Origin of the sequence: Pseudomonas sp. MWU12-2319, assembly GCF_023242525.1 — a bacterium.
In the GTDB taxonomy this organism is placed as follows: domain Bacteria; phylum Pseudomonadota; class Gammaproteobacteria; order Pseudomonadales; family Pseudomonadaceae; genus Aquipseudomonas; species Aquipseudomonas gingeri_D.
Genome location: NZ_JALJES010000009.1, coordinates 185,225 through 211,552, shown reverse-complemented (window position 1 = coordinate 211,552; position 26,328 = coordinate 185,225). Strand labels below are relative to the sequence as shown.

Below are 26,328 nucleotides of genomic sequence, written 5' to 3'. Positions count from 1 at the left end.
GTGACGATATTACAATTCGGTCACTGGTTGTCAGCCGCCTTTGAGGTGAGTAAGCTGTTTGCATGAACCAGCTAATACCAGCACCCAGCGTCCGTGGTCCAGTGGACCATGAGATCCGAGACCAGATTGTCGCGGCGGCCAACGAACATTTCAGTCAATATGGTTACGGCAAGACCACTGTGTCCGACCTGGCCAAGGCCATCGGGTTCTCCAAGGCTTACATCTACAAGTTTTTTGATTCCAAGCAGGCGATCGGCGAAGCCATTTGCAAAAATTGTCTGACGCAAATCGTTGCCGCCGTGGAGAAGGCCATCAATGTCGATGGTATTTCGCCAACGGAGCGCTTTAGACGTTTGGTCAAAACCCTGGTGGCCACGGGCGCGGACTTGTTCTTCAATGACCGAAAGCTCTACGACATTGCCGCGTTTTCTGCCTCGGAGCACTGGCCAAGCTCGGAGGTCTATGACGCACAAATCAAAAGCTTTGTATTGCAAATCGTACGGGAGGGGCGAGAACTCGGTGAGTTCGAGCGCAGAACGCCACTGGACGAGACGGTAGATGCGATACATCTGGCACTACGGCCTTTCGTCAATCCGTTGCTGTTGCAGTACAACCTCGATCTCATCGAGGACGCCCCCACGCTCACCTCCAACCTCATCTTGCGTAGCCTCATGCCCTGAGCTTCGGCTGAGGACTCATATCATTCCAATGTAACGACGCATTCCCCCCCCTCAATGAAAGGTGTTCATTTGCCTGGATTGTGACTATTTAAATAGATAGTCACATGAATAAGTATGGCGCTTCCGTTCTTGAGCGATCACCATGATTCGGAGTCGCCGCAGGCCTTCGTTTTTCTCCAGGTCAGGTCTTTGGGTTTTATGTGCCTTTCAGGCGCCCATGATGCGTGCCATGAGACCTTGGTGAAACCGACGCGGCGTGGCCCAGATCAGGACGGTCATAGCCTTGTTGCCAAAGCCCGGCACGACACTCAATCGCCCGGCTTGCAGTGCCCGAATGCCTGCGCGGACCACGGGTTGTGGCTGCATCATGACCATTTTCAAGGCTGGCGTAATCGTTTGCCTGGCGCTTTGTGCAAACCCGGTATCCGACATCCCCGGACAGAGTGCCGTCACGATGACGCCGTCGCTTTTGAGTTCACGATGCAACGCATCAGAGAAGCGCAGCACGTAAGCTTTAGCGGCAGAGTAAACGGCAAAATTCTTCACGCCTTGAAAAGACAGCAGGCTGGCGACCATCAGGATGTGTCCACGCTTGCGGGCTCGCATGTCTAGCGCGAAGACGTGAGTCAGGGCCGTCAGACTGGCGATATCCAGATCAATCATGGCCAGGGAACGATCCAGGGGCTGATCCAGAAAAGGCCCTTGCAATCCATGTCCCGCATTGTTGATGAGCACATCGACCACTATTTTGCGCTCGCTCAGCCGCTGATGCAGTTCGATGACCGCGGGGATCGACGACAGGTCTACTTGCTCGACGATCACATCGATGGCGAAACGCTGGCGCAACTGCGCTGATAACGCTTCGAGCTTATCCAGCCTGCGTGCTACCAGGACAAGCGATTTCCCCTGCGCGGCATATTGTCGGGCAAACTCCTCGCCAAATCCGCTTGAAGCGCCTGTGATGAGTACCCAGGAATGTTCGTTTGGTTTCATATCGCTGATCTCGGGTTGTTGAGCCAATAGAGGAGGGGGTATGAAGAACTGCCGGGGCTGATCAACTCAGCGACTGGCCACCGGTTTGGTTTCTGGCGGTTGCCAGCCACCCCCCAGGGCCCTGAATGCAGCGACCGCCGCCCGTGCCGATTCCGTTCGCGCTTGCGCCCTGGCATCTGAGGCTTGCAGCAGTGTCTCGTCGGCAGTCAGAACATCGATCAGGCTGGCCGTGCCTTTCTGATAGGCAATGAACGACGACTGCTGCGCCTGTGCCAACGACGCTTCGCCCCGGGTGAGGGTGGTTGTCTGGGCCTCTCGATTCACCAGTGCGGAGAATGCGTTCTCAACGTCCTCGGTGGCGCGCAGTACGGACTGGCGGTATGCGGCGAGGGCTTCGGCTTCCTGTCCCTTGGCTTGATCGATTTGGGCGTTGATGCGGCCAAAGTCGAAGAGTCTCCAGCGCAGACCTAATGTGCCCGCCGACTGGCTGGCGCCGTTGCTGAAAAGATTGCCGCCGGATACGGAGGTGGCGCTGCCCAGCAATGCGCTGAGGGAGAATTTGGGGTAGTACTCGGCAACTGCCTCTGCGATGCGCGCATTGGAGGCCGCGAGGTGGCGTTCGGCCACGATGAGGTCTGGCCTGCGGCGCAGCAAATCGGCCGGTGTTCCCGTGCCCTTTATCTGCGGCGCGAGAGGAATGTTTCCCGCGTTTGCCAGTTGCGTGCGATGCGTGCCGGGCGGGGTGCCTAACATGATATCCAATGCATTCATTGCGGCATCCAGGCCAGTCTGCAGAGCCGGCACTGTCGCTTGGACCTGGGCCAGCGTGCCCTCGGTCTGGCGAACCTGATAGCTGGCGGCGAGGCCCTTGCTGTAGAGCAGTTGGACCTTCTCCAGCAGTTCCTGCTGCGTTTTGACCTGTTGGTTCGCAATGTTCAGGCGGGCCTGCAATCCTCGGACGGTGATGTAGATATCGGCGGTCTGCGCCGAAACCGCCAGCCTTGTGGCTGCGGCGCCCGCCTCGGAAGCCTGGTACTCGGCCAATGCTGCTTCGCGTCCACGACGCAGGCCACCAAAGAGGTCCACCTCCCAGCTGGCACCGAGGTTGAGTTCGTAAGCACTTCCGTATCGATCATAGCCAGGCGTTGAATTCAGCACCTGGCCGAGCGGGGTTTCGACTGATTGGTGGGCGCGCGCAGCCTGGCCGCTGATATTGCCCGAGGGTAGTAAAGCGGCATTGGCCGAACCCAGGCCCGCCCGCGCCTGCGCGACTCGCGCCGAGGCCTGCGCCAGGTCCAGGTTCTGCTCGAGTGCCTTGGCGACGAACTCGGTCAGCGCCGGATCATCAAAGCCTTCCCACCAGTCCACGAGATTGGCGGGCATCGCCGCGGGTCGCTGTTCGACAAGGGGCTGGCCCAGGAAACGGTCCGGAAGCGGAGCGTCCGGACGGTGGTAGTCCGGACCGACCGCGCAACCTGCTATCAAGCTGGCGCTCACCAAAAGAGCTACGGGGCGCAAAGAAGGCATTGAGATTCCTTGAGTCGAAAATGAATTGTGACTATATTTCATACTGGTCACTAATTGTCAATTGACGCCCATGGACTAAATAATCTGGACGGGATACAGAAGGCGTTGATGCATTTGGCCCCGCTGATGTTGCGCAGTTTGGCACTCTGAATGTGACCATTGACAGTTATGGTCACTAGTCTGAGAATATGGCTCCAGTCCTATTCCATTCAGTAAGGGTACCCATGCACCGGCTTCGACCTATCACCATTGCCGCTTGCTTGTTGCCTCTCGTCCTGGCGGCGTGTGGCGATTCATCCACCGCCCAAGATCCGCGCACGCTTGCGCCCCTGGTCAGGGTCTCTGAGGTTCAGGGTTCGTCCGACACCGCGCGATCTTTCACCGGCGTCGTGGCGGCTCGTGTCCAGAGTGATCTGGGGTTCCGGGTGTCAGGCAAGGTACTTGAGCGTCTGGTTGATACCGGTCAGGCCGTCAAACGTGGTCAGCCGCTCATGCGTCTCGACCCCATCGACTTGGGGTTGCAAGCACGAGCGCAGCAGGAAGCGGTCGCTGCCGCCAAAGCCCGAGCCAAACAGACCGCGGATGACGAGGCTCGCTATCGCGACCTGGTTGTCGCCGGTGCCATTTCCGCCTCGGGCTACGACCAGATCAAAGCCGCAGCCGATACCGCGAAGGCGCAACTGAGCGCCGCGCAAGCCCAGGCTGACGTGGCCCGTAATGCGTCGGGTTATGCCGTGCTGCTCGCGGACGCCGACGGTGTTGTGATAGAGACGCTCGCCGAGCCAGGGCAGGTGGTCAGCCCTGGGCAAATCGTGATTCGACTGGCGCGGGCCGGGCAGCGCGAAGCCATCGTGCAGTTGCCAGAGACGTTGCGTCCGACCACTGGGTCCATCGCGCAGGCGACGCTCTATGGCAATACTTCGGGGACGGTCACCGCGAAGCTGAGGCTGCTTTCCGACTCGGCGGATCGTATGACACGCACCTTTGAGGCGCGGTATGTATTGGAGGGCGAGCTGGCCAATGCGCCGCTGGGTTCGACCGTCACCCTTCGAATCGCCGAAGGCTCTGCGCAAGGGCCGGTCCTGCAAGTTCCGATCGCTGCCGTCTATGATCCGGGCAAGGGAACGGGTGTGTGGGTCATTGCCGGCGAACCGGCGAAAGTCAGCTGGCGACCTGTTCAGGTCCTGGGCTTGAGCGACGACGCCGCCCGAATAGCCGGTGATCTCAAGGTTGGCGAGCGCATTGTCGGGTTGGGCGCGCATCTACTGCACGATGGCGAGGAAGTGCGGTTGACCCAACAGGGTGATGTGAAGGTTGCCGGGGGCCGTCAATGAGCCTCAATTTATCGGCGCTCGCCGTTCGCGAGCGCTCTATCACGGTGTTTCTGATCTTCCTGATTGCTGTCGCGGGCACGCTGGCGTTCTTCCAGCTGGGGCGTGCGGAGGACCCGCCGTTCACGGTCAAGCAATTGACCGTCATCACGGCATGGCCGGGCGCGACGGCCCAGGAGATGCAGGATCAGGTCGCAGAACCCTTGGAAAAGCGCCTGCAAGAGTTGAAATGGTACGACCGCACGGAAACCTACACCCGCCCGGGACTGGCTTTCACCATGGTGTCGTTGGTCGATCGCACGCCGCCTTCGCAAGTACAGGAGGAGTTCTATCAGGCGCGCAAGAAACTCGACGATGAGGCCGCGAGACTGCCGGCGGGTGTTATCGGGCCGATGGTCAACGACGAGTTTTCCGATGTGACATTCGCGCTGTTCGCCCTCAAAGCCAAAGGCGAACCGCAGCGTCTATTGGTGCGTGATGCTGAGTCGTTGCGCCAGCGCCTGTTGCACGTGGCGGGCGTGAAAAAGGTCAACATCATCGGCGAGCAGGCTGAACGCATCTTTGTTTCCTTCTCCCATGACCGGCTGGCCACATTGGGTGCCTCGCCCCAGGATATCTTCGCCGCGCTGAACAGCCAGAACCTGCTCACGCCCGCTGGTTCGATCGAAACCAAAGGGCCACAGGTCGTCCTGCGGGTGGAGGGCGCCTTCGATAAACTGGCGAACATTCGTGACACCCCCCTTGCGATTCAAGGCCGCGCGCTCAAGCTCTCGGACGTCGCGACAGTCGAGCGCGGATATGAAGATCCGGCCACCTTCCTGGTGCGCAATAACGGCGAAGAGGCGCTGTTGCTGGGTGTCGTGATGCGTGAAGGTTGGAACGGCCTGGACCTGGGCAAGGCCCTGGACGCGGAAACGGCCAAGATCAATGAAGGCATGCCACTGGGCATGACGCTCACCAAGGTCACCGATCAATCGGTGAATATCGACTCGGCGGTCGGCGAGTTCATGGTCAAGTTCTTCGTCGCGCTGCTGGTGGTGATGCTTGTCTGCTTTCTCAGCATGGGCTGGCGGGTCGGTGTGGTGGTCGCGGCGGCTGTGCCGTTGACGTTGGCCGTGGTGTTTGTAGTGATGGCGGCCACCGGAAAGAACTTCGACCGTATTACCCTCGGTTCGCTGATCCTGGCACTCGGGCTGCTGGTGGACGATGCCATCATCGCGATCGAAATGATGGTGGTGAAAATGGAGGAGGGCTACGACCGGATCAAGGCCTCCGCGTATGCCTGGAGCCATACGGCCGCACCGATGCTGTCCGGTACGCTGGTGACGGCTATCGGCTTTATGCCCAATGGCTTCGCACAATCGACTGCCGGCGAGTACACCAGCAACATGTTTTGGATCGTCGGCATTGCCCTGATTGCTTCCTGGGTGGTCGCCGTGGCCTTTACCCCGTATTTGGGCGTGAAGCTGTTGCCGGACATCAAGAAAGTCGAGGGTGGTCACGCGGCCATCTACAACACGCCTCATTACAACCGCTTTCGCCGGATTCTGACCCGCGTCATCGCCCGTAAATGGTGGGTGGCCGGCACTGTGATCGGTACCTTTGTCGTGGCCATTCTCGGCATGGGCCTGGTCAAGAAACAGTTCTTCCCGACCTCGGACCGTCCAGAGGTGTTGATCGAAGTGCAAATGCCGTATGGCACCTCAATCGAGCAGACTAGCGCCACCACCGCCAAAATTGAGGCTTGGCTGCAAAAGCAGGCTGAGGCAAAAATCGTCACGGCGTATGTCGGGCAAGGTGCGCCACGTTTCTATCTGGCCATGGCGCCGGAACTCCCCGATCCGTCTTTCGCGAAGATTGTGGTGCTGACGGATAGCCAGGAGGCGCGCGAGGTCCTCAAGTTCCGTCTCCGCGAGGCTGCGGCGGAGGGACTTGCCCCAGAGGCGCGTGTCAGGGTGACTCAGCTTGTTTTTGGGCCGTACTCGCCATTCCCTGTTGCCTACCGGGTGATGGGGCCTGACCCGTCGAAATTGCGTGAGATCGCAGGCCAGGTCGAGGGTGTCATGCAGGCGAGCCCGCTGATGCGGACCGTCAATACCGACTGGGGGTCGCTGACGCCGACGTTGCATTTCAGTCTGGACCAGGATCGCCTGCAGGCGGTAGGCCTGACGTCAAATGCCGTCGCCCAGCAGTTACAGTTCCTGCTCACGGGGGCGCCGATCACGGCGGTTCGCGAGGACATCCGTTCGGTGCAGGTGGTCGGTCGCGCCGCGGGTGATATTCGGCTCGATCCCGCCAAGATAGAAGGTTTTACCCTGGTGGGCGCGGCGGGGCAGCGTATTCCGCTGTCCCAGGTCGGAGAGGTTGATGTGCGCATGGAGGAGCCGATCCTGCGGCGACGTGATCGTACCCCGACCATTACCGTGCGTGGCGACATTGCCGAAGACTTGCAGCCGCCAGACGTATCGAGCGCGATCCTCAAGGAACTGCAACCGATCATTGACACCCTCCCTGACGGCTATCGAATCGAGCAGGCGGGGGCGATCGAGGAGTCGGGAAAGGCGGGCAAAGCGATCGTGCCGCTGGTCCCGATCATGGTCGCCCTGACGTTGCTGATAATCATCGTTCAGGTACGATCGATCTCGGCCATGATCATGGTGTTCCTCACTGCGCCGCTTGGGCTGATCGGCGTGGTACCCACCTTGCTGGTGTTCAACCAGCCGTTTGGCATCAACGCCCTGGTCGGCCTGATCGCCCTTTCGGGCATCCTGATGCGCAATACGCTGATCCTGATCGGACAGATCCATCACAACGGGCAAGACGGGCTGGTTCCTTTCCATGCGGTGATCGAAGCCACCGTGCAGCGGGCCCGTCCGGTATTACTGACGGCATTGGCGGCCATCCTGGCGTTCATCCCTCTGACGCACTCGGTCTTCTGGGGGACGTTGGCCTACACCCTGATCGGCGGTACGTTCGGTGGCACCATCATGACGCTGGTGTTCCTACCTGCGATGTATTCCATCTGGTTCAAGATCCGTCCCGATAATGAGAGGGGCCAATGATTGATCTCGAAGGTCAAAAACGAATCGTAGTCACGGGCGTCGGAATTGTCGGGCCGCGTGGCCCTGGCTATCTTCGATGTCGGCGGGTCAGACACGACGGGCCTGGTCGAGCCGGGAATGAACTCACTGATGCAGTATGAAAGTCGCCAGGGTTTGCAGGTCGCTCGGGCTCAACTGTGCGAAAGGTGGCATCGGGATATTCCCCCATTTACCGGTGCCGCCGTGCTCAATGCTGGAGATTACCTTGGCCAGTGCCTGTGGGTCATTGGCATACTTGGCCGCCACATCCTGATACGCCGGGCCCACGACCTTGTGATCAACCGCGTGACAAGACAGGCAGGAGTTGCTCTGGAGCAAGGCCATGGCGTCGACTTTGGCTGCAGGCGCGGCTGGGGGCTGGCTCGCCGATGGCTTTGAAGCGGCCTGCACATCGGCGTCGTTCGCATCGGCACTACCATAGGTGACCGCAAGATAGGCGCCGATAATATTCACGTCCAGATCGCTGATCGGAGCACCGTACACGTGCTGCATCTTGCTGGCTTCGCCAGTCCACTGTGCCAGGCTGAGGCCAGGAGGCTGGAAGTTGATGTAATCAGCGGAATGGCAGGTGGAACACTTCTGCTGAGCCAACGGGTAGCCGGGCAGGGCGCTGGGTTTGAGCACGGCCGTTTCGGGCGGCAAGGTGATCGCGAGTGGCGCTGCGCTAGCCATGGCGGCCAAACAAACCTGAGCGGCACACAGTAAGGTGGTCATGGGTTTCATGCGGGGCTCCTCAGGCAACGGTCACATGGCTGGTTTCTACGACGTGGCGACGATAGCCACCCGGGTTCCAGTCGGCTCGCAGTGGCTGCGTTTCACCCGCCCGATTGCTGGCTCGCACCATCAACTGTGTGGCGCCCTTGCTGCTAAAGGTGATCGGCAGCGTCCACTCACGGAAGGAGTAACGGCCAAGATCCTTCCCAAGTTTGGCCTCGCGCCATTTTTTCCCGCCGTCGATCGACACTTCGACCTTGTTGACCCCAGCACCGCTGTCGAACGCAATGCCCTTGATTTCCACAGTCTTTTTCAGCGGCAGCACATCGCCGTGTTTGAGACTGGTGATGAAGCTGCGTACCGGTAACTTGGAAATCGGCACTGTTTGCGCCGCGGTGGTGCCGGGGGCGATGCAGAAACAATCGTTGTCCGGAACGCGGTAACCCTTGGCCATGAAAAAACCGTCGTAGGTGTGGTCGACGACTTCGATCTCACTCAGGTGCTTGACCCAGTACGTGCCGAAATAGCCTGGCACCACCAGACGTATCGGGTAACCGTTGAGAAATGGCAGGTCGGTACCGTTCATCGACCAGGCGATCATGGGTTCGCCGTCCATGGCATGGCTGATATCCAGTGCCTTGATGAATTCCGGTGTGCTCGTCAGCACAGGCTTATCAAGTCCACGGAATGTCACTTGCCTGGCGTCGGCTTTGACACCGGCCTTTTCCAATACCGTCTTGAGCGGTACGCCCACCCAGCGGGCATTACCCATTGAGCCATTACCCAACTGAGCCCCAAACACACGCGGCATCGAGAAGCCACGACTGTTCCCCGAACACTGATTGACGGCCACTACTTCCACCGGTTCCACCAGGGTCTTGAGTTCTGCAAGGGAAAGTGAGAGCGGTGTGTTGACCGAGCCCTTGATCGTCAAACGGTAAGTCTGCGGATCAATGCTGGTAGGGATATTGGCCAGGTGGTAGCGCACGAAAAAAGCGTCATTGGGTGTGATGGGCCCGTCATTGAAGATGGGGAATGGCGTCTCAAGGTGCGGCGGGCGGGTGGTCACCAGGGTCAACAGCCGTTTTTGCGGGTATTGCACCAGCGGCCGTGGGCCGGTGGCAAAGGTCACTTCTTCCGGTGTTTCGTCGGCTGCCTTGGCGAGGTTTGCCAATGGCGAAGCCGCCAAAGCCAGGGCGAAGGCATCGCGTAGAACGCGTCGGCGGCTCGGGTTGCTGTTATTGACAGGACTGAACTTCATGCGGCTCTCTCCTTGTTGTTTTTACTGAGATGCATCTGATGGCACCCTGCATACCCCGTTAGGTAGGAGAGGCATCCGATGTCATGCGCAAGTGGTTTTTCGATTGACTGACCGATTTCGATGGGCCAGCCAGTATCGTCACGCGCAAAGCGGCGGCTTTTCATTGGGCGTCAGTAACTTGGCAGTTGATGACGGAGGACGCTGGCACGTGCGTTGTTATAGTTATAGTTGGGATTTTTCGCCCAATCGTACCCTTCGCGTTTTGATTTTAGTCTGTGCTTCTTTCGTAGTGCCGAGGCTGGTGCCGGCAGCCCCAGGGAGTTGCAGCCAAGCTTGCCCCGCATCGGTGGGGAGCCGCAGGGAGATGTGCCTCACACAAGCAGGACTATAGCGGCGTCAGCACATTCATCACCGTATCCAGTGCCACGCGCGTATCGTCCAGTTGCACCAGCGACGCATGCCGGGCGCCGAGGGCGTCACGGTTCTTGATCGCGGTGAGGATCGCCTTGTGCCGGGGCAGGCTGAGGCGCTGGATATCGGGGCGGCGGTTGGTGATGCTGATGGATTCGCGCAGCGGCAACGACAGCATGTTGCACATATAGGCGAGCAAATCATTGCGCGTGGCGTCGGCAATGGCCCGGTGGAAGTCCAGGTCGGCCTGCAGCAGCGCTTCGTGGGTCTGCGCCGTCTCCATGCCCCGGTAGGCATTTTCGATGGTGGTGATGTCTTCGTCGGTCGCGGTGGACGCGGCCATGGCGGCAATTTCCGGTTCGAGAATGCGGCGTACACCCGCCAGGGTGTTGAAAAACTCGCTATGGGGCGTGGACTGCATCAGCCAGGACAGCACGTCGGGGTCGAGCAAGTGCCATTTCACGCGAGGCCGTACCACCGCCCCCACCCGTGGCTTGGAATACACCAGGCCCTTGGCGCTGAGTACGCGGGTCGCCTCACGCAACACCGAGCGGCTGACTTTGTACTCTTCGCAGAGCGTGGCTTCCATGGGCAGTCTTTCTTCCGGCTTGAAGCGTCCGGAAACGATGTGCATGCCCAAATCCTGAACGATTTGGGCGTGCATGCTCTTACGCGGCTTGGGCGACTGCTGATCCATAACGAGGAGGTTGCTCTGGCTAAATACCGTGCATCATATCATTGCAATTAGTGGGAATGACGCGGGACTTCCGCCCCACGGCAACCCACCAGGAAATCGAAGTCGCAACCCTGGTCCGCCTGCAGCACATGATCGATATACAGCTGGCGATAGCCGCCGACGAGCAACGGCTGTGGCGGCTTCAGGTCCGCCATGCGCGCGGCCAGCTCGGCGTCCGGGATGTCCAGGTGCAGGCGGCCGTTGGCACAGTCGAGCTCGATCCAGTCGCCTTCGCGAACCGTGGCCAAGGGCCCGCCGGCCGCGGCTTCCGGTGTCACGTGCAAGACCACCGTGCCATAGGCCGTGCCGCTCATGCGCGCATCGGAAATCCGCACCATGTCGGTCACCCCTTGGGCCAGCAGTTTGGCCGGCAAGCCCATGTTGCCGACTTCCGCCATGCCCGGATAACCCTTGGGCCCGCAGTTCTTCATCACCAGGATCGAATGGGCATCGACGTCCAGTTCCGGGTCGTTGATCCGCGCCTTGTACATGTCGAAGTTCTCGAACACCACCGCTCGGCCACGATGCTGCATCAGTTCCGGGCTGGCCGCCGAAGGCTTGAGCACGGCACCCAGCGGCGCCAGGTTGCCGCGCAGTACGCAGATGCCGCCGTCTGCGCGGATCGGGTTGGCGAGGGTACGGATCACTTCGTCCCGGCCGTAGATCGGCGCGTCTTTGGTGTTGTCGCCAAGGGACCTGCCGTTGACGGTCAGGGCGTTGGGGTGCGGGATCAGGTTGGCTTCACCGAGGCGGCGCAGCACCGCCGGCAGGCCGCCGGCATAGTAGAACTCCTCCATCAGGAAACGCCCCGACGGTTGCAGGTCGACGATGGTCGGTATGCCGCGACCCATGCGGGTCCAGTCGTCCAGGTCGAGCTCGACGCCGATGCGTCCGGCGATGGCTTTCAAGTGAATCACGGCGTTGGTCGAGCCGCCGATGGCCGCATTCACGCGGATCGCGTTTTCAAAGGCTTCCCTGGTGAGGATTTTCGACAGCTTCAAGTCCTCGCGCACCATCTCCACCGCGCGCATGCCGGACATATGTGCCAGCACATAACGGCGCGCATCCACCGCCGGAATCGCCGCGTTGTGGGGCAGGGAAGTGCCCAGTGCTTCAGCCATGCAGGCCATGGTCGACGCGGTGCCCATGGTGTTGCAGGTGCCCGCCGAGCGCGACATGCCGCCTTCGGCCGCGAGGAAGTCATCCAGGGTAATGGTGCCGGCCTTGACCTGTTCGCTGAGCTGCCAGACCACGGTGCCCGAGCCGATGTCCTGGCCCTTGTGCTTGCCGTTCAGCATCGGCCCGCCGGTGACCACGATGGCGGGGACGTCGCAACTGGCCGCGCCCATCAGCAGCGCCGGAGTGGTCTTGTCACAGCCGGTCAGCAGCACCACGCCGTCGATGGGGTTGCCGCGAATGGCTTCCTCCACATCCATGCTCGCCAGGTTGCGGGTGAGCATGGCGGTGGGGCGCAGGTTCGATTCGCCGTTGGAGAACACCGGGAACTCCACGGGAAAGCCGCCGGCCTCGATCACCCCACGTTTGACGTGCTCGGCAATCTGACGGAAATGCGCGTTGCAAGGGGTCAGTTCCGACCAGGTGTTGCAGATCCCGATGATCGGCTTGCCGTGGAACTGATGGTCGGCAATGCCCTGATTCTTCATCCAACTGCGGTACATGAAGCCGTTTTTATCGGCGGTACCAAACCACTGGGCGGAGCGTAGGGCGGGCTTTTTATCAGACATGACGACTTCTCTTATTGTATGACTATATGTTCTTTATGTAGTTAACCATAGGCGCAAAATCTTCTGTTTGGAAGCATTGTTTGGTAAATAGTACTACTATATAGTCGTTTTCAGATGAGGTGCGACTCTGGCGGATTTCCGCGAGAGGCGTCCCCCGAGCTTCTATAAAAATAACAATCGGAGATCGATCCATGAGCCAGGAACCGCGGCTTATACGTCGTATCACGCTGAAACTGATCCCCTTCCTGATCCTGCTGTACCTGATCGCCTATGTGGATCGCTCGGCCGTGGGTTTCGCCAAGTTGCACATGGGCGCCGACGTTGGCATCGGTGACGCGGCGTATGGCCTGGGGGCCGGTCTGTTCTTTATTGGCTACTTTCTGTTTGAAATTCCGAGCAACCTGATGCTTGACCGCTTCGGCGCACGGCGCTGGTTCGCGCGGATCATGGTGACCTGGGGCGCCATCACCCTCGGCACGGCGTTCGTCCAAGGGCCGTACAGTTTCCATCTGATGCGCTTTTTGCTCGGCGCGGCGGAAGCCGGGTTTTTCCCGGGGGTGCTCTACTACATCACCCAGTGGTTCCCGGTACGCCATCGCGGCAAGATCCTCGGGCTGTTTATCCTGTCCCAACCCATCGCAATGATGATCACCGGGCCTGTCTCAGGCGGCCTGTTGGGGATGGACGGCCTTCTTGGCCTGCACGGCTGGCAGTGGCTGTTCATCGTCATCGGCACACCGGCGCTTCTGCTGACCTGGCCGGTGTTGCGCTATCTGCCGGACGGCCCGAAGCAGGTCAAATGGATGAGCGAGGACGAAAAGACCTGGTTGGCCGGCGAGCTGAACAAGGACTTGCAGGCCTATGGCCAGACCCGCCACGGCAACCCGCTGCACGCCCTGAAAGACCACCGCCTGTTGCTGCTGGCGTTGTTTTACCTGCCGGTGACGCTGAGCATTTACGGCCTGGGCCTGTGGCTGCCGACCTTGATCAAGCAGTTTGGCGGCAGTGACCTGACCACTGGTTTCGTTTCAGCGGTGCCCTATATCTTCGGCATCATCGGGCTGTTGATCATTCCCCGCAGTTCCGATCGCTTGAATGATCGTTACGGTCACCTGGCGGTGCTTTACGTGTTGGGTGCGGCCGGCCTGTTCCTCAGCGCCTGGCTGAATGTGCCGGTGCTGCAACTGGCGGCGCTGTGCCTGGTGGCGTTCGCGCTGTTTTCCTGCACGGCGGTGTTCTGGACGCTACCGGGGCGGTTTTTCGCCGGTGCCAGCGCGGCGGCGGGCATTGCGTTGATCAACTCGGTGGGCAACCTGGGCGGCTATATCGGCCCATTCGTGATCGGTGCGCTCAAGGAGTACACCGGCAACCTGGCCTCCGGGTTGTATTTCCTTTCCGGGGTGATGGTGTTCGGGCTGCTGCTGACCGGCGTGGTCTACCGCGCGCTGGAGCGCAAGCACCTGCTGCCGGCCGACTCGTTCGCTGCCAGCGCCCGCAGCGCCACGCGTACTTAATCGACTATCAGGAGAAGACACATGCGTTTGGTTCAGTTCGAATTGCGTAACGGTGAGCGTCGGGTAGGCGTGGTTGAAGGCAACACCTTGCGCGAAGTACGAAGCGCGCACAGCGTGCGCGAGCTGGCGCTGGCCGCCATCGAGGCGGGCGTCAATTTGCAGCAGCAGGTGCAAAGCCTCGGCTTGGGTGACAGCCATGACTACGCCGCGCTGTTGGCTGACCTGAAAGTCCTGCCTCCGTTGGATCACCCGGACCCGGCCCATATGTTGGTCAGTGGCACCGGATTGACTCACCTGGGCAGTGCCTCGGCGCGGGACAAGATGCATCAGCAGGCCGGTGATGACAGTGCGATGACCGACACCATGCGCATTTTCAAATGGGGCGTGGAGGGCGGTAAGCCGGCGTCCGGACAGGCGGGCGTACAACCGGAATGGTTCTACAAGGGCGATGGCAGCATCGTGGTGCGTCCCGGCCAGTCGTTCCCGGTGCCGCCGTTTGCCGAAGACGCCGGCGAGGAGCCGGAGATCAGCGGCCTGTATGTCATCGGCCCTGATCGCAAGCCTTATCGCCTGGGGTTTGCGGTGGGCAACGAATTCTCCGATCACGTAATGGAGCGCAAGAATTACCTGTACCTGGCCCACTCCAAGTTGCGCAGTTGCAGCTATGGTCCGGAGCTGCGGGTGGGGGAGTTGCCCCGGCACCTGGCCGGCACCAGCCGTATCCTGCGCAACGGTGTGGTGATCTGGGAAAACGAATTCCTCAGTGGCGAGGCCAACATGTGCCATAGCCTGGAAAACCTCGAATACCACCATTTCAAGTACAGCCAGTTCCTCACGCCCGGCGATGTGCATATCCACTTCTTCGGCACCGCGACCCTGTCATTCGCCGACGGTATACGTACCCAGCCAGGCGATGTGTTCGAGATCAGCCAGGCCGAATTCGGCGCGCCGTTGATCAATGCTGTCGGCAACGTCGACGCGGTGTTCGAGCCCGGTAACGTCGTCACTCTTTAAGGAAATCACCATGACCCGGTTTTCAGGCCACAACTATATCGGCGGCCAGCGCAGCGCCAACGGCACCATCAAGTTGCACAGTGTCGATGCCAGCAGCGGTGCGGTCTTGCCCCATGATTTCTACCAGGCAACCGCGCAAGAAGTCGATGCCGCCGCCAAGGCTGCCGCGGCGGCTTACCCGGCTTACCGCGCCTTGAGTGCGCAGCGCCGTGCGCAGTTCCTGGAGGCGGTGGCCGACGAGCTGGACGCGCTGGGGGATGATTTCGTCGAGCTGGTCTGCCGCGAAACCGCGTTGCCCGCCGCCCGTATCAAAGGCGAGCGCGGTCGTACCAGCGGGCAGATGCGCCTGTTTGCCACGGTGCTGCGTCGCGGTGATTTCTACGCTGCGCGCATCGACAGTGCATTGCCTGATCGCCAACCTTTGCCGCGTCCGGACCTGCGCCAATATCGCATCGGTCTGGGGCCGGTGGCGGTGTTTGGCGCCAGCAACTTCCCCCTGGCGTTTTCCACGGCGGGCGGTGACACCGCTGCGGCACTGGCGGCGGGATGTCCGGTGGTGTTCAAGGCCCATGGCGGTCATATGGCGACGGCCGAGCAGGTCGCCGATGCAATCATTCGTGCGGCACAGGCCACCGGTATGCCGGAGGGTGTGTTCAATATGATCTTCGGTGACTGGGTCGGTGAAGCGCTGGTCAAGCACCCGGCGATCCAGGCGGTGGGCTTCACCGGCTCGCTCAAGGGCGGACGCGCCTTGTGCGACATGGCGGCGGCACGTCCACAACCGATCCCGGTGTTTGCCGAGATGTCGAGTATCAACCCGGTCATCGTTTTGCCCCAGGCGCTGCATGTGCGAGCGGAAACGGTCGCCCGCGACCTGACCGCTTCGGTGGTGCAGGGCTGCGGTCAGTTCTGTACCAACCCCGGCCTGGTGATCGGTATTGCCTCGCCGGCGTTCACCGCGTTCACCCAGCAGGTCGCGCGGCTGATGGCCGATCAACCGGCGCAAACCATGCTCAATGCCGGCACCTTGAGCAGTTATGGCAAGGGCTTGGAAAAACTGCTGGCGCACCCGGGCATCCAACACTTGGCCGGTAGCGCTCAAGTGGGTAATCAGGCGCAGCCACAGCTGTTCAAGGCTGATGTTCAGTTACTGATCGACGGTGATGAGGTGCTGCAGGAAGAAGTCTTCGGTCCGACCACCGTGTTCGTCGAAGTCGCCGACCAGGCGCAACTCAGCGCTGCCCTGGGCGGCCTGCACGGCCAACTCACGGCGACGATCATTGGCGAGGCGGCTGACCTTGAACAGTTCGCCGAGCTGACGCCCTTGCTGGAACAGAAAGTCGGCCGCCTCTTGCTCAACGGCTACCCGACCGGTGTCGAGGTCTGCGATTCGATGGTCCACGGCGGTCCGTATCCGGCGACGTCCGATGCCCGGGGCACCTCGGTCGGGACCCTGGCCATCGACCGTTTCCTGCGCCCGGTGTGTTTCCAGAATTACCCCGATGACCTGCTGCCCGACGCGTTGAAAAACGCCAACCCGTTGCGCATTCAGCGGCTGGTGGACGGCATGCCATCGCGCGACCCGCTGTAACGCGCGCACCGATTTGCCGGATAAGGTCCGGCTTCACCGCTGTACTACGTACTCTCAAAAAAACAACAAGGAGTCATCGTATGAATAGTCGTCGTGGTATCCGTTCCCTGTGCTGCGCCGCCGTGGCGGTCTCGGCCATGAGCTTGAGCGGGCTGTTGCTGGCCGCTGAAGAAGTGAAGATCGGCTTCCTGGTCAAACAGCCCGAAGAACCCTGGTTCCAGACCGAGTGGGCGTTCGCCGAAAAAGCCGGCAAGGACCTGGGCTTCACGGTGATCAAAATCGCCGTGCCGGATGGCGAGAAAACCCTGTCGGCCATCGACAGCCTGGCCGCCAACGGCGCCAAGGGTTTTGTCATCTGCCCACCGGACGTGTCCCTCGGCCCGGCCATCGTGGCCAAGGCCAAGGCCAACGGTATGAAAGTGATCGCCGTGGATGATCGCTTCGTCGACGCCAAGGGCGGTTTCATGGAGGACGTGCCGTACCTGGGCATGGCCGCGTTCGAAGTGGGACAGAAGCAGGGCGCCGCCATGGCCGCCGAAGCGAAAAAACGCGGCTGGGACTGGAAAGACACCTACGCGGTGATCACCACCTATAACGAACTCGACACCGGTAAGAAGCGCACCGACGGCTCGATGAAATCCCTGGAAGAAGCCGGCATTCCCAAAGACCATGTCCTGACTGCGGCCCTCAAGACCCTGGACGTCCCCGGCAGCATGGACGCCACCAACTCGGCCCTGGTCAAGCTGCCCCGTGGCGCGAAAAACCTGATCATCGGCGGCATGAACGACAACACCGTGCTCGGCGGCGTACGCGCCACTGAAAGTGCCGGGTTTGCCGCGGCCAACGTGATCGGTATCGGCATCAACGGCACCGACGCCATCGGCGAATTGAAGAAAGCCAACAGCGGTTTCTTCGGATCGATGCTGCCTAGCCCGCACATCGAGGGCTATAAAACCGCGCAGATGATGTACGAGTGGGTCACTGTCGGCAAGGAACCGCCGAAATACACCGCGATGGATGAAGTGACGCTGATCACCCGTGACAACTTCAAGCCGGAACTGGAAAAGATCGGCCTGTGGAAATAAGGCGGTTCGCTTTCCTTGGCGGCCCTGGTAGCCGGGCCGTCTGATGGCTGTGATGAGGTGGTTATGCACGCGCAACTGAACGAACGACACACTGTTGGTGCCAGCCTGTGCTTCAGCGGCATCGGCAAGACCTTTCCCGGGGTCAAGGCGCTCGATGACATCAGCTTTACCGCCCATCCGGGTCAGGTACATGCCCTGATGGGCGAGAACGGCGCGGGCAAGTCGACGCTGCTCAAGATCCTCGGCGGCGCCTACATCCCCAACAGCGGCACCCTGCGCATCGGCGAGCGGACCATGGCGTTCAAATGCGCCGCCGACAGCATTGCCAGCGGCGTCGCGGTGATCCACCAGGAATTGCACCTGGTGCCGGAAATGACCGTCGCGGAAAACCTGTTCCTCGGGCATCTGCCCGCGCGTTTCGGTGTGGTCAACCGCCGTCTGCTGCGTCAGCAGGCGCTTGCCTGTCTCAAGGGCCTGGCCGATGAGATCGACCCCCAGGAGAAGCTCGGTCGTCTGTCCCTGGGCCAGCGCCAATTGGTGGAAATCGCCAAGGCACTGTCCCGTGGCGCCCACGTGATTGCGTTCGACGAGCCCACCAGCAGCCTGTCCGCACGGGAAATCGATCGTTTGATGGCGATCATCGGGCGCCTGCGGGACGAGGGCAAAGTGGTGCTGTACGTGTCCCATCGCATGGAAGAGGTGTTCCGCATCTGCGATGCGGTGACGGTGTTCAAGGACGGGCGCTACGTACGCACGTTCGAGGACATGGGCACGCTGACCCACGATCAACTTGTCACCTGCATGGTCGGTCGCGATATCGAGGACATCTACGACTACCGTCCACGGGAGCACGGCGCGGTGGCCCTCAAGGTCGACGGCCTGCTGGGACCGGGCTTGCGCGAGCCGGTCAGCTTCCAGGTGCACAAAGGCGAGATTCTCGGCCTGTTCGGGCTGGTCGGCGCGGGACGCACCGAGCTGCTGCGTTTGCTCAGCGGGTTGGCGCGCAGTAGCGCCGGGCATCTGGAACTGTATGGGCAAAAGCTGCTGTTGCGTTCACCGCGCAATGCCATTGCCGGTGGCGTGCTGCTGTGCCCTGAAGATCGCAAGAAGGAGGGCATCATTGCGCTGTCGAGCGTGGCTGAAAACATCAATATCAGTGCCCGTGGCGCGCATTCGGGCTTCGGCTGGTTGTTGCGCGACAACTGGGAGAAGAGCAACGCCGACAAGCAGATCAAGGCGCTGAAAGTCAAAACCCCCAACGCTGAGCAGAAGATCATGTACCTGTCCGGTGGCAACCAGCAGAAGGCCATTTTGGGCCGCTGGCTGTCGATGCCGATGAAAGTACTGCTGCTCGATGAGCCGACCCGGGGCATCGATATCGGGGCCAAGGCCGAGATCTACCAGATCATCCATAACCTGGCCGCCAGCGGTATCGCGGTGATCGTGGTGTCCAGCGACCTGATGGAAGTCATGGGCATTTCCGACCGCATCCTGGTGCTGTGCGAAGGCGCGCTGCGTGGCGAGCAACGCCGCGAACACGCCACTGAATCCAACCTGCTGCAACTGGCTTTGCCGCGCCAACGCGCCGACGGCCAGGCGAACTGAGAGGTAACTATGACCAGCCAAGACCAAGCGCTGCCGATGGCGCGCAAACCCCTGGACCTGCGCAGCCTGCTCGACAATTGGGCGATGTTGCTGGCGGCGGTGGGGATCTTCCTGCTCTGCGCCTTGCTTATCGACAACTTCCTCTCGCCGCTGAACATGCGCGGCTTGGGGCTGGCGATTTCTACCACCGGGATTGCCGCCTGCACCATGCTGTATTGCCTGGCGTCCGGGCATTTCGATTTGTCCGTGGGCTCGGTGATTGCCTGCGCCGGCGTGGTGGCGGCCATCGTGATGCGCGACACCGACAGCGTGCTGCTCGGCGTCGGCGCGGCGCTGCTGATGGGCCTGATCGTCGGACTGATCAATGGCATCGTGATCGCCAAGCTACGGGTCAACGCCCTGATCACCACCTTGGCGACCATGCAGATCGTGCGCGGCCTGGCTTATATCTTTGCCGATGGCAAGGCGGTCGGGGTGTCCCAGGATCAGTTCTTTATCTTCGGCAACGGCCAACTGCTGGGCGTACCGGTGCCGATCCTGATCACCCTGGTCTGCTTCCTGTTCTTCGGCTGGTTGCTCAACTACACCACCTATGGCCGCAACACCATGGCTATCGGCGGCAACCCGGAAGCTGCGTTGCTGGCTGGGGTCAATGTCGATCGCACCAAGATCATCATCTTTGCCGTGCATGGTCTGATCGGCGCCCTGGCGGGGGTGGTCCTGGCCTCGCGCATGACTTCCGGCCAGCCGATGATCGGCCAGGGTTTTGAACTGACGGTGATCTCTGCCTGTGTGCTGGGCGGGGTGTCGTTGAGCGGCGGTATCGGCATGATCCGTCACGTGATTGCCGGGGTGCTGATTCTGGCGATCATCGAGAATGCGATGAACCTGAAGAACATCGACACCTTCTACCAATATGTGATCCGTGGTTCGATCCTGCTGATGGCCGTGGTGATCGACCGTATGAAACAACGCTGAGAGCGATGATGCTTACCGATTGGTAACGCTCCAATCTCCAATGTAGGAGCTGTCGAGCTTTAGCGAGGCTGCGAAAGCGGCAGTACAGTCAACATGGATTTGGCTGACCCACCACTTTCGCAGCCTCGCTAAAGCTCGACAGCTCCTACAGGTTCAGGTTCAGGTTCAGGTGCGGGTACAGGCTCAGTCGGCGGAGAACTTCAGCACCGTCTTCTGGGTATAAGTCTGACCCGGGTCCAAGCGTGCTGAAGCGAAGTTCGGCTGGTTGGGCGCATCGGGAAAGTGCTGGGTTTCCAGGGTAAACGCACCCCAATGGTTGTAGGTCTTGCCCGCCTTGCCCTTGACCGAACCATCGAGGAAATTGCTGGTGTAGAACTGCACACCGGGCTCGCTGGTGTAAAGCTGCAAACGGCGTCCGGACGCTGGGTCGCGCACGTCGGCGGCCAGTTTGCCGACGTCACCCTGGGTGTCCAGTACCCAGTTGAAGTCGAAGCCACCCTGTTTCGGTTCGGCGAATTTGAGCTGGGCGTGATCGTCCTTGATGTGTTCGCCAATGGCGGTGGGTTTCAGGAAATCCATGGGCGTGCCCGCGACAGGGGCCAGTTCGCCGGTGGGAATCAAGGTGCTGTTGACCGGCGTGTAGTGGCTGGCGTGCAGGGTGGCGAGCTGTTTGAGCACATCGCCGTTACCGGCACCGGCAAGGTTGAAGTAGCTGTGGTTGGTGAGGTTCAGCACCGTGGGTTTGTCGGTGCTGGCTTTGTAGTCGATGTGCAGCTCGTTCTTGTCGTTGAGACTGTAAGTGACCTCGGTGGTCAGGTTGCCGGGAAAGCCCATTTCACCGTCTTTGGACAGGTAGGTCAGGGTGACACCGACCGAATCCTTGTTCTTGACGGGCTTGGCTTTCCACACGTGTTTGTCGAAGCCTTGGGCGCCGCCATGCAGCGAGTTCGGGCCGTCGTTGAGCGGCACCTGGTAGCGCTTGCCGTCCAATTCGAAGGTGCCGCCCGCCAGGCGATTGCCAAAGCGGCCGATGGTGGCGCCGAAGAACGCCGTGCCGCCCTGATAGCCCTGGACAGTGTCAAAGCCCAACACCACGTCGTCGAACTTGCCGTGCTTGTCCGGCACCTTCAATGACTGCAGCACGCCGCCGTAGGTGATGACCGTGGCTTGCACGCCATGGCTGTTGCGCAACACGTATTGCTCGACGGCGGTGCCGTCGTTGGTTTTGCCGAAGGGTTTATGTTCGCTGGAGAGGCCGTTGGCCTGGGCACAGAGGCTGGTCATCACCAGCGAGAGGCCGATGCCGGAAAGCAGGTGTCTGGATTGCCGCATGACTGAGCTACCTTTTATTGTTTTTGATTAAATAGTTAGACTATTATCTTTTTAAAGCGGAAAAGACGGTTTATTTATAGACAATACCTCGATATTTGCAATATAAAATAAGACTAAATAAGATCGGAGTGACCGTCACATGAATACCCAACACCCACCTGGCCGCCCAGCGTCATACCCGGATCTGCAAGATAAAACCGTGCTGATTTCCGGTGGCGCTTCGGGCATTGGTGAATCCATGGTCCGTGCCTTTGCGCGCCAGGGTGCCAACGTCGCTTTCGTCGACCGGGCACAAGCTCAGGGCGAACGCCTGGAGGCGCTGTTGCATGCCGAGGGTCACAGCGTCGAGTTCGGTCATTGCGATATCACCGACGAGATCGCCTACAAAGCCGCCATAGGCCGTTTCGCCCAGACCCTGGGGCCGATCAATGTGCTGGTGAACAATGCCGCCAATGACGTTCGCCACACCCTGGATGAAGTTGATTCGAACACCTTCGACAGGCTGATCTCCGTCAACCTCAAGCACGCCTTTTTTGCCGCCAAGGCCGTGGTACCGATGATGAAGGAAATCGGGAGCGGTTCGATTATCAACCTGGGCTCCGTGGGCTGGATGATGGCTTCCAGTGGATACCCGGTGTACGCCGCCAGCAAGGCTGCCGCCCATGGCATGACCCGAGCCCTGGCCCGTGAACTGGGGCCCAGTCGTATCCGTGTGAATACCCTCGTGCCGGGCTGGGTGATGACCGAAAAACAACTGACGATGTGGGTGGATGACGCGGCCAGGGAGCTGATCGCCCGCAGCCAGTGCCTGCCGGGCAGTGTCGAGCCTGAGCATATCGCCAATATGGCGTTGTTCTTGGCGTCGGATGTGTCGGCGATGTGTTCCGCGCAGAACTTTATCGTGGATGGGGGATGGGTTTAAGCCAGCCCAACCATCCTGGCCAGTTCGACGGTACGATTGGCATAGCCCCATTCGTTGTCGTACCAGGCATAGACTTTGACTTGAGTACCATTGATGACCATAGCCCCATTCGGACAATGGTACTGTCATGAAGTCAGTGAGTTCTGTTTTACACCGATTGCAGCGCATCGCGGCCAAGACTGATAAAATCCATTAGCTTCCTAAGTAAATGACCATGAGACGCCCATAATGAGTAATGAGCTGAGCGAGGAGGAGATGCGCCTGGCGCTATTTGGCCCCTCCAGCCCAAGCAGCGATCCTTTACCAACGCCTGAACCTGAACCCGTGTTCGTACCCGCTTCTGCGCCAACCCCCAAGCCTCGAGGTGTTGCGAAAGCACTCTCGCCAAAGCTGCGAGTCACGCTGCGTGCGACCAAGCAGTTCGGCGGTGACGTCGAGGTGCTGACCTATGATGCCAATACCCTGAGCACCTTCATCGCTGAGCAGGAGGCCAAGGCCGAGGCCAAAAAGAAGAAGTTCCGGTATTTCGAGTTGGTGTTGATCAAGCCCATCTAGCGGCTGTGATTCGGCTCACCGGATAGCTAGCGTCGGTGGAGTTCGTTGCCCGTGAAAATGATAGGTGTCCTACTGCGCCGAAGGGAAGCTATCGTCGGGGGCGGAACGGTGAATTCAGTGTGCTCGGCATCTACGGTGTACGACCACGTCCAACGGTAACTAGCGGTCGTTCATCAGCCAATGATCGGCGTCTTCCTGGCTGGTTTTCTGGCCCTTAAAATATCATTTTTTAGAATTAAGATGTTTGTTAAGTATTAAAAATAATAATATTAGTTTATAGCTAAATAGAATTATATTTTTGATATTGATTCCGTTATGTTTGGCCCCTACAACCTACCCCTAACCTCGGATGGTACCAATCGTGATCGAGATTCTGCGTACCATGCCGCAGAGCGCAGCTCGGACCCACCTCCGAACCTGCGTGGCATGACAGGGTGATCTACCGCTGATCCCTGGAGCAGAGTCGTTGGAAGGGAATTCGACGTATGTTGCTCATTCAATCCTGTGATGTGATTTTTTCCTCCCGTCTTGTCCCTGACAGACGCTACGCAATACTGCGGCCCCCTCCTGGTTTTCCTCCCGGCGCATAGCTTGGTCTCCCGAGTGCCACGCCCCATCGCGCAGGTTTTCCAGCGCTTGTAATGGGCGCTCGGCACCCATCGGAAAAACGCGTATGCCGCGCTGTCCTGACGACAGCGTGAATACCCGACTTCGCGATTTGGATGCATCGCCAATGATGGCGACCCGTTGGAGTGGATATGAAACGAGTCATACAACATGCCTGGGAGTCGACTTCAGCCTTGCGGCTCAGTCCGGCAGTCGTGGCCATGGGGAGCATGTTGCTGTCAGGAGGAATCCAGGCCCAGGAGGCCTCGAATCAGGATGATCGGACCTTGTCCACCGTGGTGGTCACCGGTAACCGGGGGGGCGAACAGCGCACGGTGACCAGCAGTCCGGTGCCGATCGATGTGGTCAGCGCCAAGCAATTGCAGAGCACCGGCAAGCCCGGCTTGATGGAAGCCTTGAGTGCGCTGATTCCATCCTTGACCCTGCCGGAAAAAACCGGCTGGGACGCCAGTGGCATGGCTCGCGCGCCCAACCTGCGGGGCTTGAGCGCCGCTGAAGTGTTGGTACTGGTCAACGGCAAGCGCCGCCACACCAGCGCGACCTTGAACATCAACGGTATCAACACCGGTGCGGCGCCGGCGGACCTGGATTTCATCCCCATCGGTGCCATCGATCATGTCGAAGTGCTGCGCGATGGTGCCGCCGCCCAGTACGGCTCCGACGCCATTGCCGGGGTCATCAACGTCATCCTCAAGGCCGACACCAGCGGCACCTCGGTGACCAATGCCGGCATCGGCTATGACGGCAAGAAGCAGACCGTCCAGCAAAGCCTCAACAAGGGCTTCGAGATAGGTGACGGCGGCATCGTGCAGTTGGCCCTGGATGTACGCAGTCAGAACGATGACAACAAGGCCAGCGCCAATGGCTATAGCTACGAGCAGGCCTATGGTCTGGCGGGCAAGTCCACCTATGGTGGGTACGGCACACCCAAGATCAATCTGCAGACCCTGGGTTACAACGCCGAGTTGCCGATTGACGACCGGTTCAGTCTGTATTCCTTCACCACCTATTCGCACCGCAAGGCCGAGCAGGGGCAGAACTTCCGCTTGCCGACCATCACCAACACGATTACCACCGGCCCCAATGGTTATCCGGCGGGGTATGTGCCGACCTGGTACATCGATGAAGACGATTTCCAGGCGGCGTTCGGTGGCAAGGGCAAAGTCGGCCAGTGGGACTGGGACCTGTCCACCACCTATGGGCGCAACGCGGCGGAGCAGGGGACCTGGGACAACCAGAACCCGTCCCTGGGTGAGGCGACACCCAACAGCTTCAAGTCCGGCACCTGGATTTCCACCGAACTGACCACCAACCTGGATTTCAAGCGCGGCTTCGATATCGGCCTGCAAAAGCCACTGGACCTGTCCTACGGCTTTGAGCATCGACGCGACGGCTACGAGGTGAAGGCCGGGGACTGGGCTTCCTATGCCGACGGTGGTTACTGCGTTGCACCTGGCAACTGCGCCTCTTCCGGAGCCCAGGTCACCAACGGCATCTCCCCGGACGAAGCCGGCAGTGCGTCGCGCAACAGCCTCGCCAGCTACGTCGATGTGGGCTTCAACCCGGTTCCGGATTGGTACGTGGGCACGGCGCTGCGCTATGAGCATTACAACGAAGGGGTAGGCGCGACCCGCAGCGGCAAGCTGACCACACGTTATGATTTCACCCCGCAGTTCGCCGTGCGCGCGACCGTGAGCAATGGCTTCCGTGCGCCGTCCCTGGCCAACAGTTTGTTCAGTGCCCGCTCGACCACCTACGGTGTGGTGGATGGTGTCTATCAGTCGATCAATTACGGCGTGCTGCCGGTGGGCTCGGCCGCCGCCAGGGCCTTGGGTGCCGAAAACCTCAAGCCCGAGCGATCCACCAACTTCAGCCTCGGGTTCACCCTGACACCCAGCGATCGCCTGAGCCTGACGGCCGATGCCTATGTGATCAACCTGCGCGACCGCATCACCCTGACCAATACCTTGCTGGGGAGTGAAGTCACCCAGGTGCTGCTCAACAACGGTATCAACTCGACCTCCGGCGGGCAGTACTTCATCAATGGTGCCGACACCCGCACCAAGGGCGTGGACCTGGTCGGCAATTACAGCCAGGACCTGGGTCGGTTCGGCTCCCTGAAGTGGACCGCAGCGTTCAACTGGAACCAGACCCGGATCCTCGACTACAAGGCCTCCACCTCGATCCTCGGCACGCCCTATGAACTGATGGATCGCCAGGCGCGCAACCTGATCACCGACATCCAGCCCAAGACCAAACTCATCCTGGGTGGCGACTGGAGCATCGACCGCTTCAACATCAACCTGGCTTTGACCCGTTACGGCTCCTACAAGGAGGTCAATGACGCCAACGACCGCTCCCTGGATCGGGTGTATGGCGCCAAATGGATTGCCGATCTGGACCTGGGCTACAACCTCAGCAAAGCGCTGAATATCGCCATCGGGGCCAAGAACCTGTTTGACACCTACCCCAAGAAACAGGGGGTGCCCAGCAGCACCATGGTCAGCAGCTATGGCACTTACTCACCCTTCGGTTTTACCGGCGGCTACTACTACACCCGCCTGACCTACGCCTTTTAAGGCTAGCGCCGCCGACGCTGTTCGGTC

At 60.2% G+C, this 26,328-nt stretch carries 19 protein-coding genes and 1 pseudogene; 12 read left to right on the top strand and 8 right to left on the bottom strand.

The window, feature by feature from the left end; all coding sequences use genetic code 11:
- The first annotated feature begins 62 nt into the window (after positions 1-62).
- A complete protein-coding gene (locus M5C01_RS16675; protein WP_152740322.1) occupies positions 63-680 on the top strand; it encodes a TetR/AcrR family transcriptional regulator in 618 nt (205 codons plus the stop codon).
- A 207-nt stretch (positions 681-887) separates the two neighbouring features.
- Here M5C01_RS16675 and M5C01_RS16670 read toward each other — a convergent pair whose 3' ends face one another.
- Positions 888-1,673, bottom strand: coding sequence for an SDR family oxidoreductase (locus M5C01_RS16670; protein ID WP_152740323.1), 786 nt, complete (start codon positions 1,671-1,673; stop codon positions 888-890).
- Between the two features lie 66 nt (positions 1,674-1,739).
- Positions 1,740-3,200 (bottom strand): efflux transporter outer membrane subunit, encoded by a 1,461-nt coding sequence (locus tag M5C01_RS16665; protein WP_152740324.1) that lies wholly within the window; start codon positions 3,198-3,200, stop codon positions 1,740-1,742.
- A 224-nt stretch (positions 3,201-3,424) separates the two neighbouring features.
- On the opposite strand from M5C01_RS16665, the gene M5C01_RS16660 reads away from it, so the two are divergent.
- Both M5C01_RS16660 and M5C01_RS16655 read left to right on the top strand, forming a co-directional pair.
- On the top strand, positions 3,425-4,534 hold the full coding sequence (locus tag M5C01_RS16660) for an efflux RND transporter periplasmic adaptor subunit (protein ID WP_152740325.1): 1,110 nt from the start codon (positions 3,425-3,427) through the stop codon (positions 4,532-4,534).
- Positions 4,531-7,593, top strand: a complete 3,063-nt coding sequence (locus M5C01_RS16655) for an efflux RND transporter permease subunit (RefSeq protein ID WP_152740326.1) — start codon at positions 4,531-4,533, stop codon at positions 7,591-7,593. Before M5C01_RS16660 ends, M5C01_RS16655 begins: the two co-directional genes overlap by 4 nt.
- Before the next feature lie 123 nt (positions 7,594-7,716).
- Here M5C01_RS16655 and M5C01_RS16650 read toward each other — a convergent pair whose 3' ends face one another.
- The 4 genes from M5C01_RS16650 to M5C01_RS16635 all read right to left on the bottom strand — a co-directional run bounded on the left by M5C01_RS16650 (position 7,717) and on the right by M5C01_RS16635 (position 12,499).
- Positions 7,717-8,355 (bottom strand): c-type cytochrome, encoded by a 639-nt coding sequence (locus M5C01_RS16650; protein ID WP_152740327.1) that lies wholly within the window; start codon positions 8,353-8,355, stop codon positions 7,717-7,719.
- A gap of 10 nt (positions 8,356-8,365) precedes the next feature.
- Positions 8,366-9,607, bottom strand: coding sequence for a molybdopterin-dependent oxidoreductase (locus M5C01_RS16645; protein ID WP_152740328.1), 1,242 nt, complete (start codon positions 9,605-9,607; stop codon positions 8,366-8,368).
- A 385-nt stretch (positions 9,608-9,992) separates the two neighbouring features.
- The gene (locus M5C01_RS16640; protein ID WP_100943707.1) at positions 9,993-10,715 is read right to left on the bottom strand and encodes a FadR/GntR family transcriptional regulator; all 723 of its coding nucleotides are present in this window, start codon (positions 10,713-10,715) and stop codon (positions 9,993-9,995) included.
- Positions 10,716-10,762: 47 nt separating this feature from the next.
- The gene (locus M5C01_RS16635) at positions 10,763-12,499 is read right to left on the bottom strand and encodes an IlvD/Edd family dehydratase (RefSeq protein WP_152740329.1); all 1,737 of its coding nucleotides are present in this window, start codon (positions 12,497-12,499) and stop codon (positions 10,763-10,765) included.
- Between the two features lie 191 nt (positions 12,500-12,690).
- Here M5C01_RS16635 and M5C01_RS16630 point away from each other — a divergent pair, with 191 nt between their 5' ends.
- The 6 genes from M5C01_RS16630 to araH all read left to right on the top strand — a co-directional run bounded on the left by M5C01_RS16630 (position 12,691) and on the right by araH (position 20,286).
- Complete coding sequence (locus tag M5C01_RS16630; protein WP_152740330.1) at positions 12,691-14,013, top strand: MFS transporter; 1,323 nt, start codon at positions 12,691-12,693, stop codon at positions 14,011-14,013.
- Positions 14,014-14,034: 21 nt separating this feature from the next.
- A complete protein-coding gene (gene araD1 / locus M5C01_RS16625) occupies positions 14,035-15,027 on the top strand; it encodes an AraD1 family protein (RefSeq protein ID WP_152740331.1) in 993 nt (330 codons plus the stop codon).
- A gap of 10 nt (positions 15,028-15,037) precedes the next feature.
- A complete protein-coding gene (locus M5C01_RS16620; protein ID WP_152740332.1) occupies positions 15,038-16,618 on the top strand; it encodes an aldehyde dehydrogenase (NADP(+)) in 1,581 nt (526 codons plus the stop codon).
- A gap of 80 nt (positions 16,619-16,698) precedes the next feature.
- Complete coding sequence (locus tag M5C01_RS16615) at positions 16,699-17,703, top strand: substrate-binding domain-containing protein (protein ID WP_152740333.1); 1,005 nt, start codon at positions 16,699-16,701, stop codon at positions 17,701-17,703.
- Positions 17,704-17,766: 63 nt separating this feature from the next.
- Positions 17,767-19,308 carry an L-arabinose ABC transporter ATP-binding protein AraG gene (gene araG / locus M5C01_RS16610; RefSeq protein ID WP_152740334.1) on the top strand — a complete coding sequence of 514 codons (1,542 nt, stop codon included), beginning with the start codon at positions 17,767-17,769 and terminating at the stop codon, positions 19,306-19,308.
- A 9-nt stretch (positions 19,309-19,317) separates the two neighbouring features.
- Entirely contained in the window at positions 19,318-20,286 is a 969-nt protein-coding gene (araH, locus tag M5C01_RS16605; protein WP_152740335.1) for an L-arabinose ABC transporter permease AraH, read from the top strand.
- 183 nt (positions 20,287-20,469) lie between these two features.
- Here the strand turns inward: araH and M5C01_RS16600 are convergent, their stop codons facing one another.
- Positions 20,470-21,618 carry an aldose epimerase family protein gene (locus M5C01_RS16600; RefSeq protein ID WP_152740336.1) on the bottom strand — a complete coding sequence of 383 codons (1,149 nt, stop codon included), beginning with the start codon at positions 21,616-21,618 and terminating at the stop codon, positions 20,470-20,472.
- Positions 21,619-21,757: 139 nt separating this feature from the next.
- Between M5C01_RS16600 and M5C01_RS16595 the strand changes: the two genes are divergently transcribed.
- On the top strand, positions 21,758-22,540 hold the full coding sequence (locus tag M5C01_RS16595) for an SDR family oxidoreductase (protein WP_152740337.1): 783 nt from the start codon (positions 21,758-21,760) through the stop codon (positions 22,538-22,540).
- Here the strand turns inward: M5C01_RS16595 and M5C01_RS16590 are convergent.
- Positions 22,537-22,641 (bottom strand): annotated as a pseudogene (locus M5C01_RS16590) (type I glyceraldehyde-3-phosphate dehydrogenase); the annotation flags it as partial. The gene M5C01_RS16595 and the pseudogene M5C01_RS16590 sit on opposite strands and share 4 nt — an antisense overlap.
- A gap of 127 nt (positions 22,642-22,768) precedes the next feature.
- On the opposite strand from M5C01_RS16590, the gene M5C01_RS16585 reads away from it, so the two are divergent.
- Positions 22,769-23,095, top strand: coding sequence for a hypothetical protein (locus tag M5C01_RS16585; RefSeq protein ID WP_152740338.1), 327 nt, complete (start codon positions 22,769-22,771; stop codon positions 23,093-23,095).
- Between the two features lie 758 nt (positions 23,096-23,853).
- Positions 23,854-26,301, top strand: coding sequence for a TonB-dependent receptor (locus tag M5C01_RS16580; RefSeq protein ID WP_152740339.1), 2,448 nt, complete (start codon positions 23,854-23,856; stop codon positions 26,299-26,301).
- Positions 26,302-26,328: the final 27 nt, after the last annotated feature.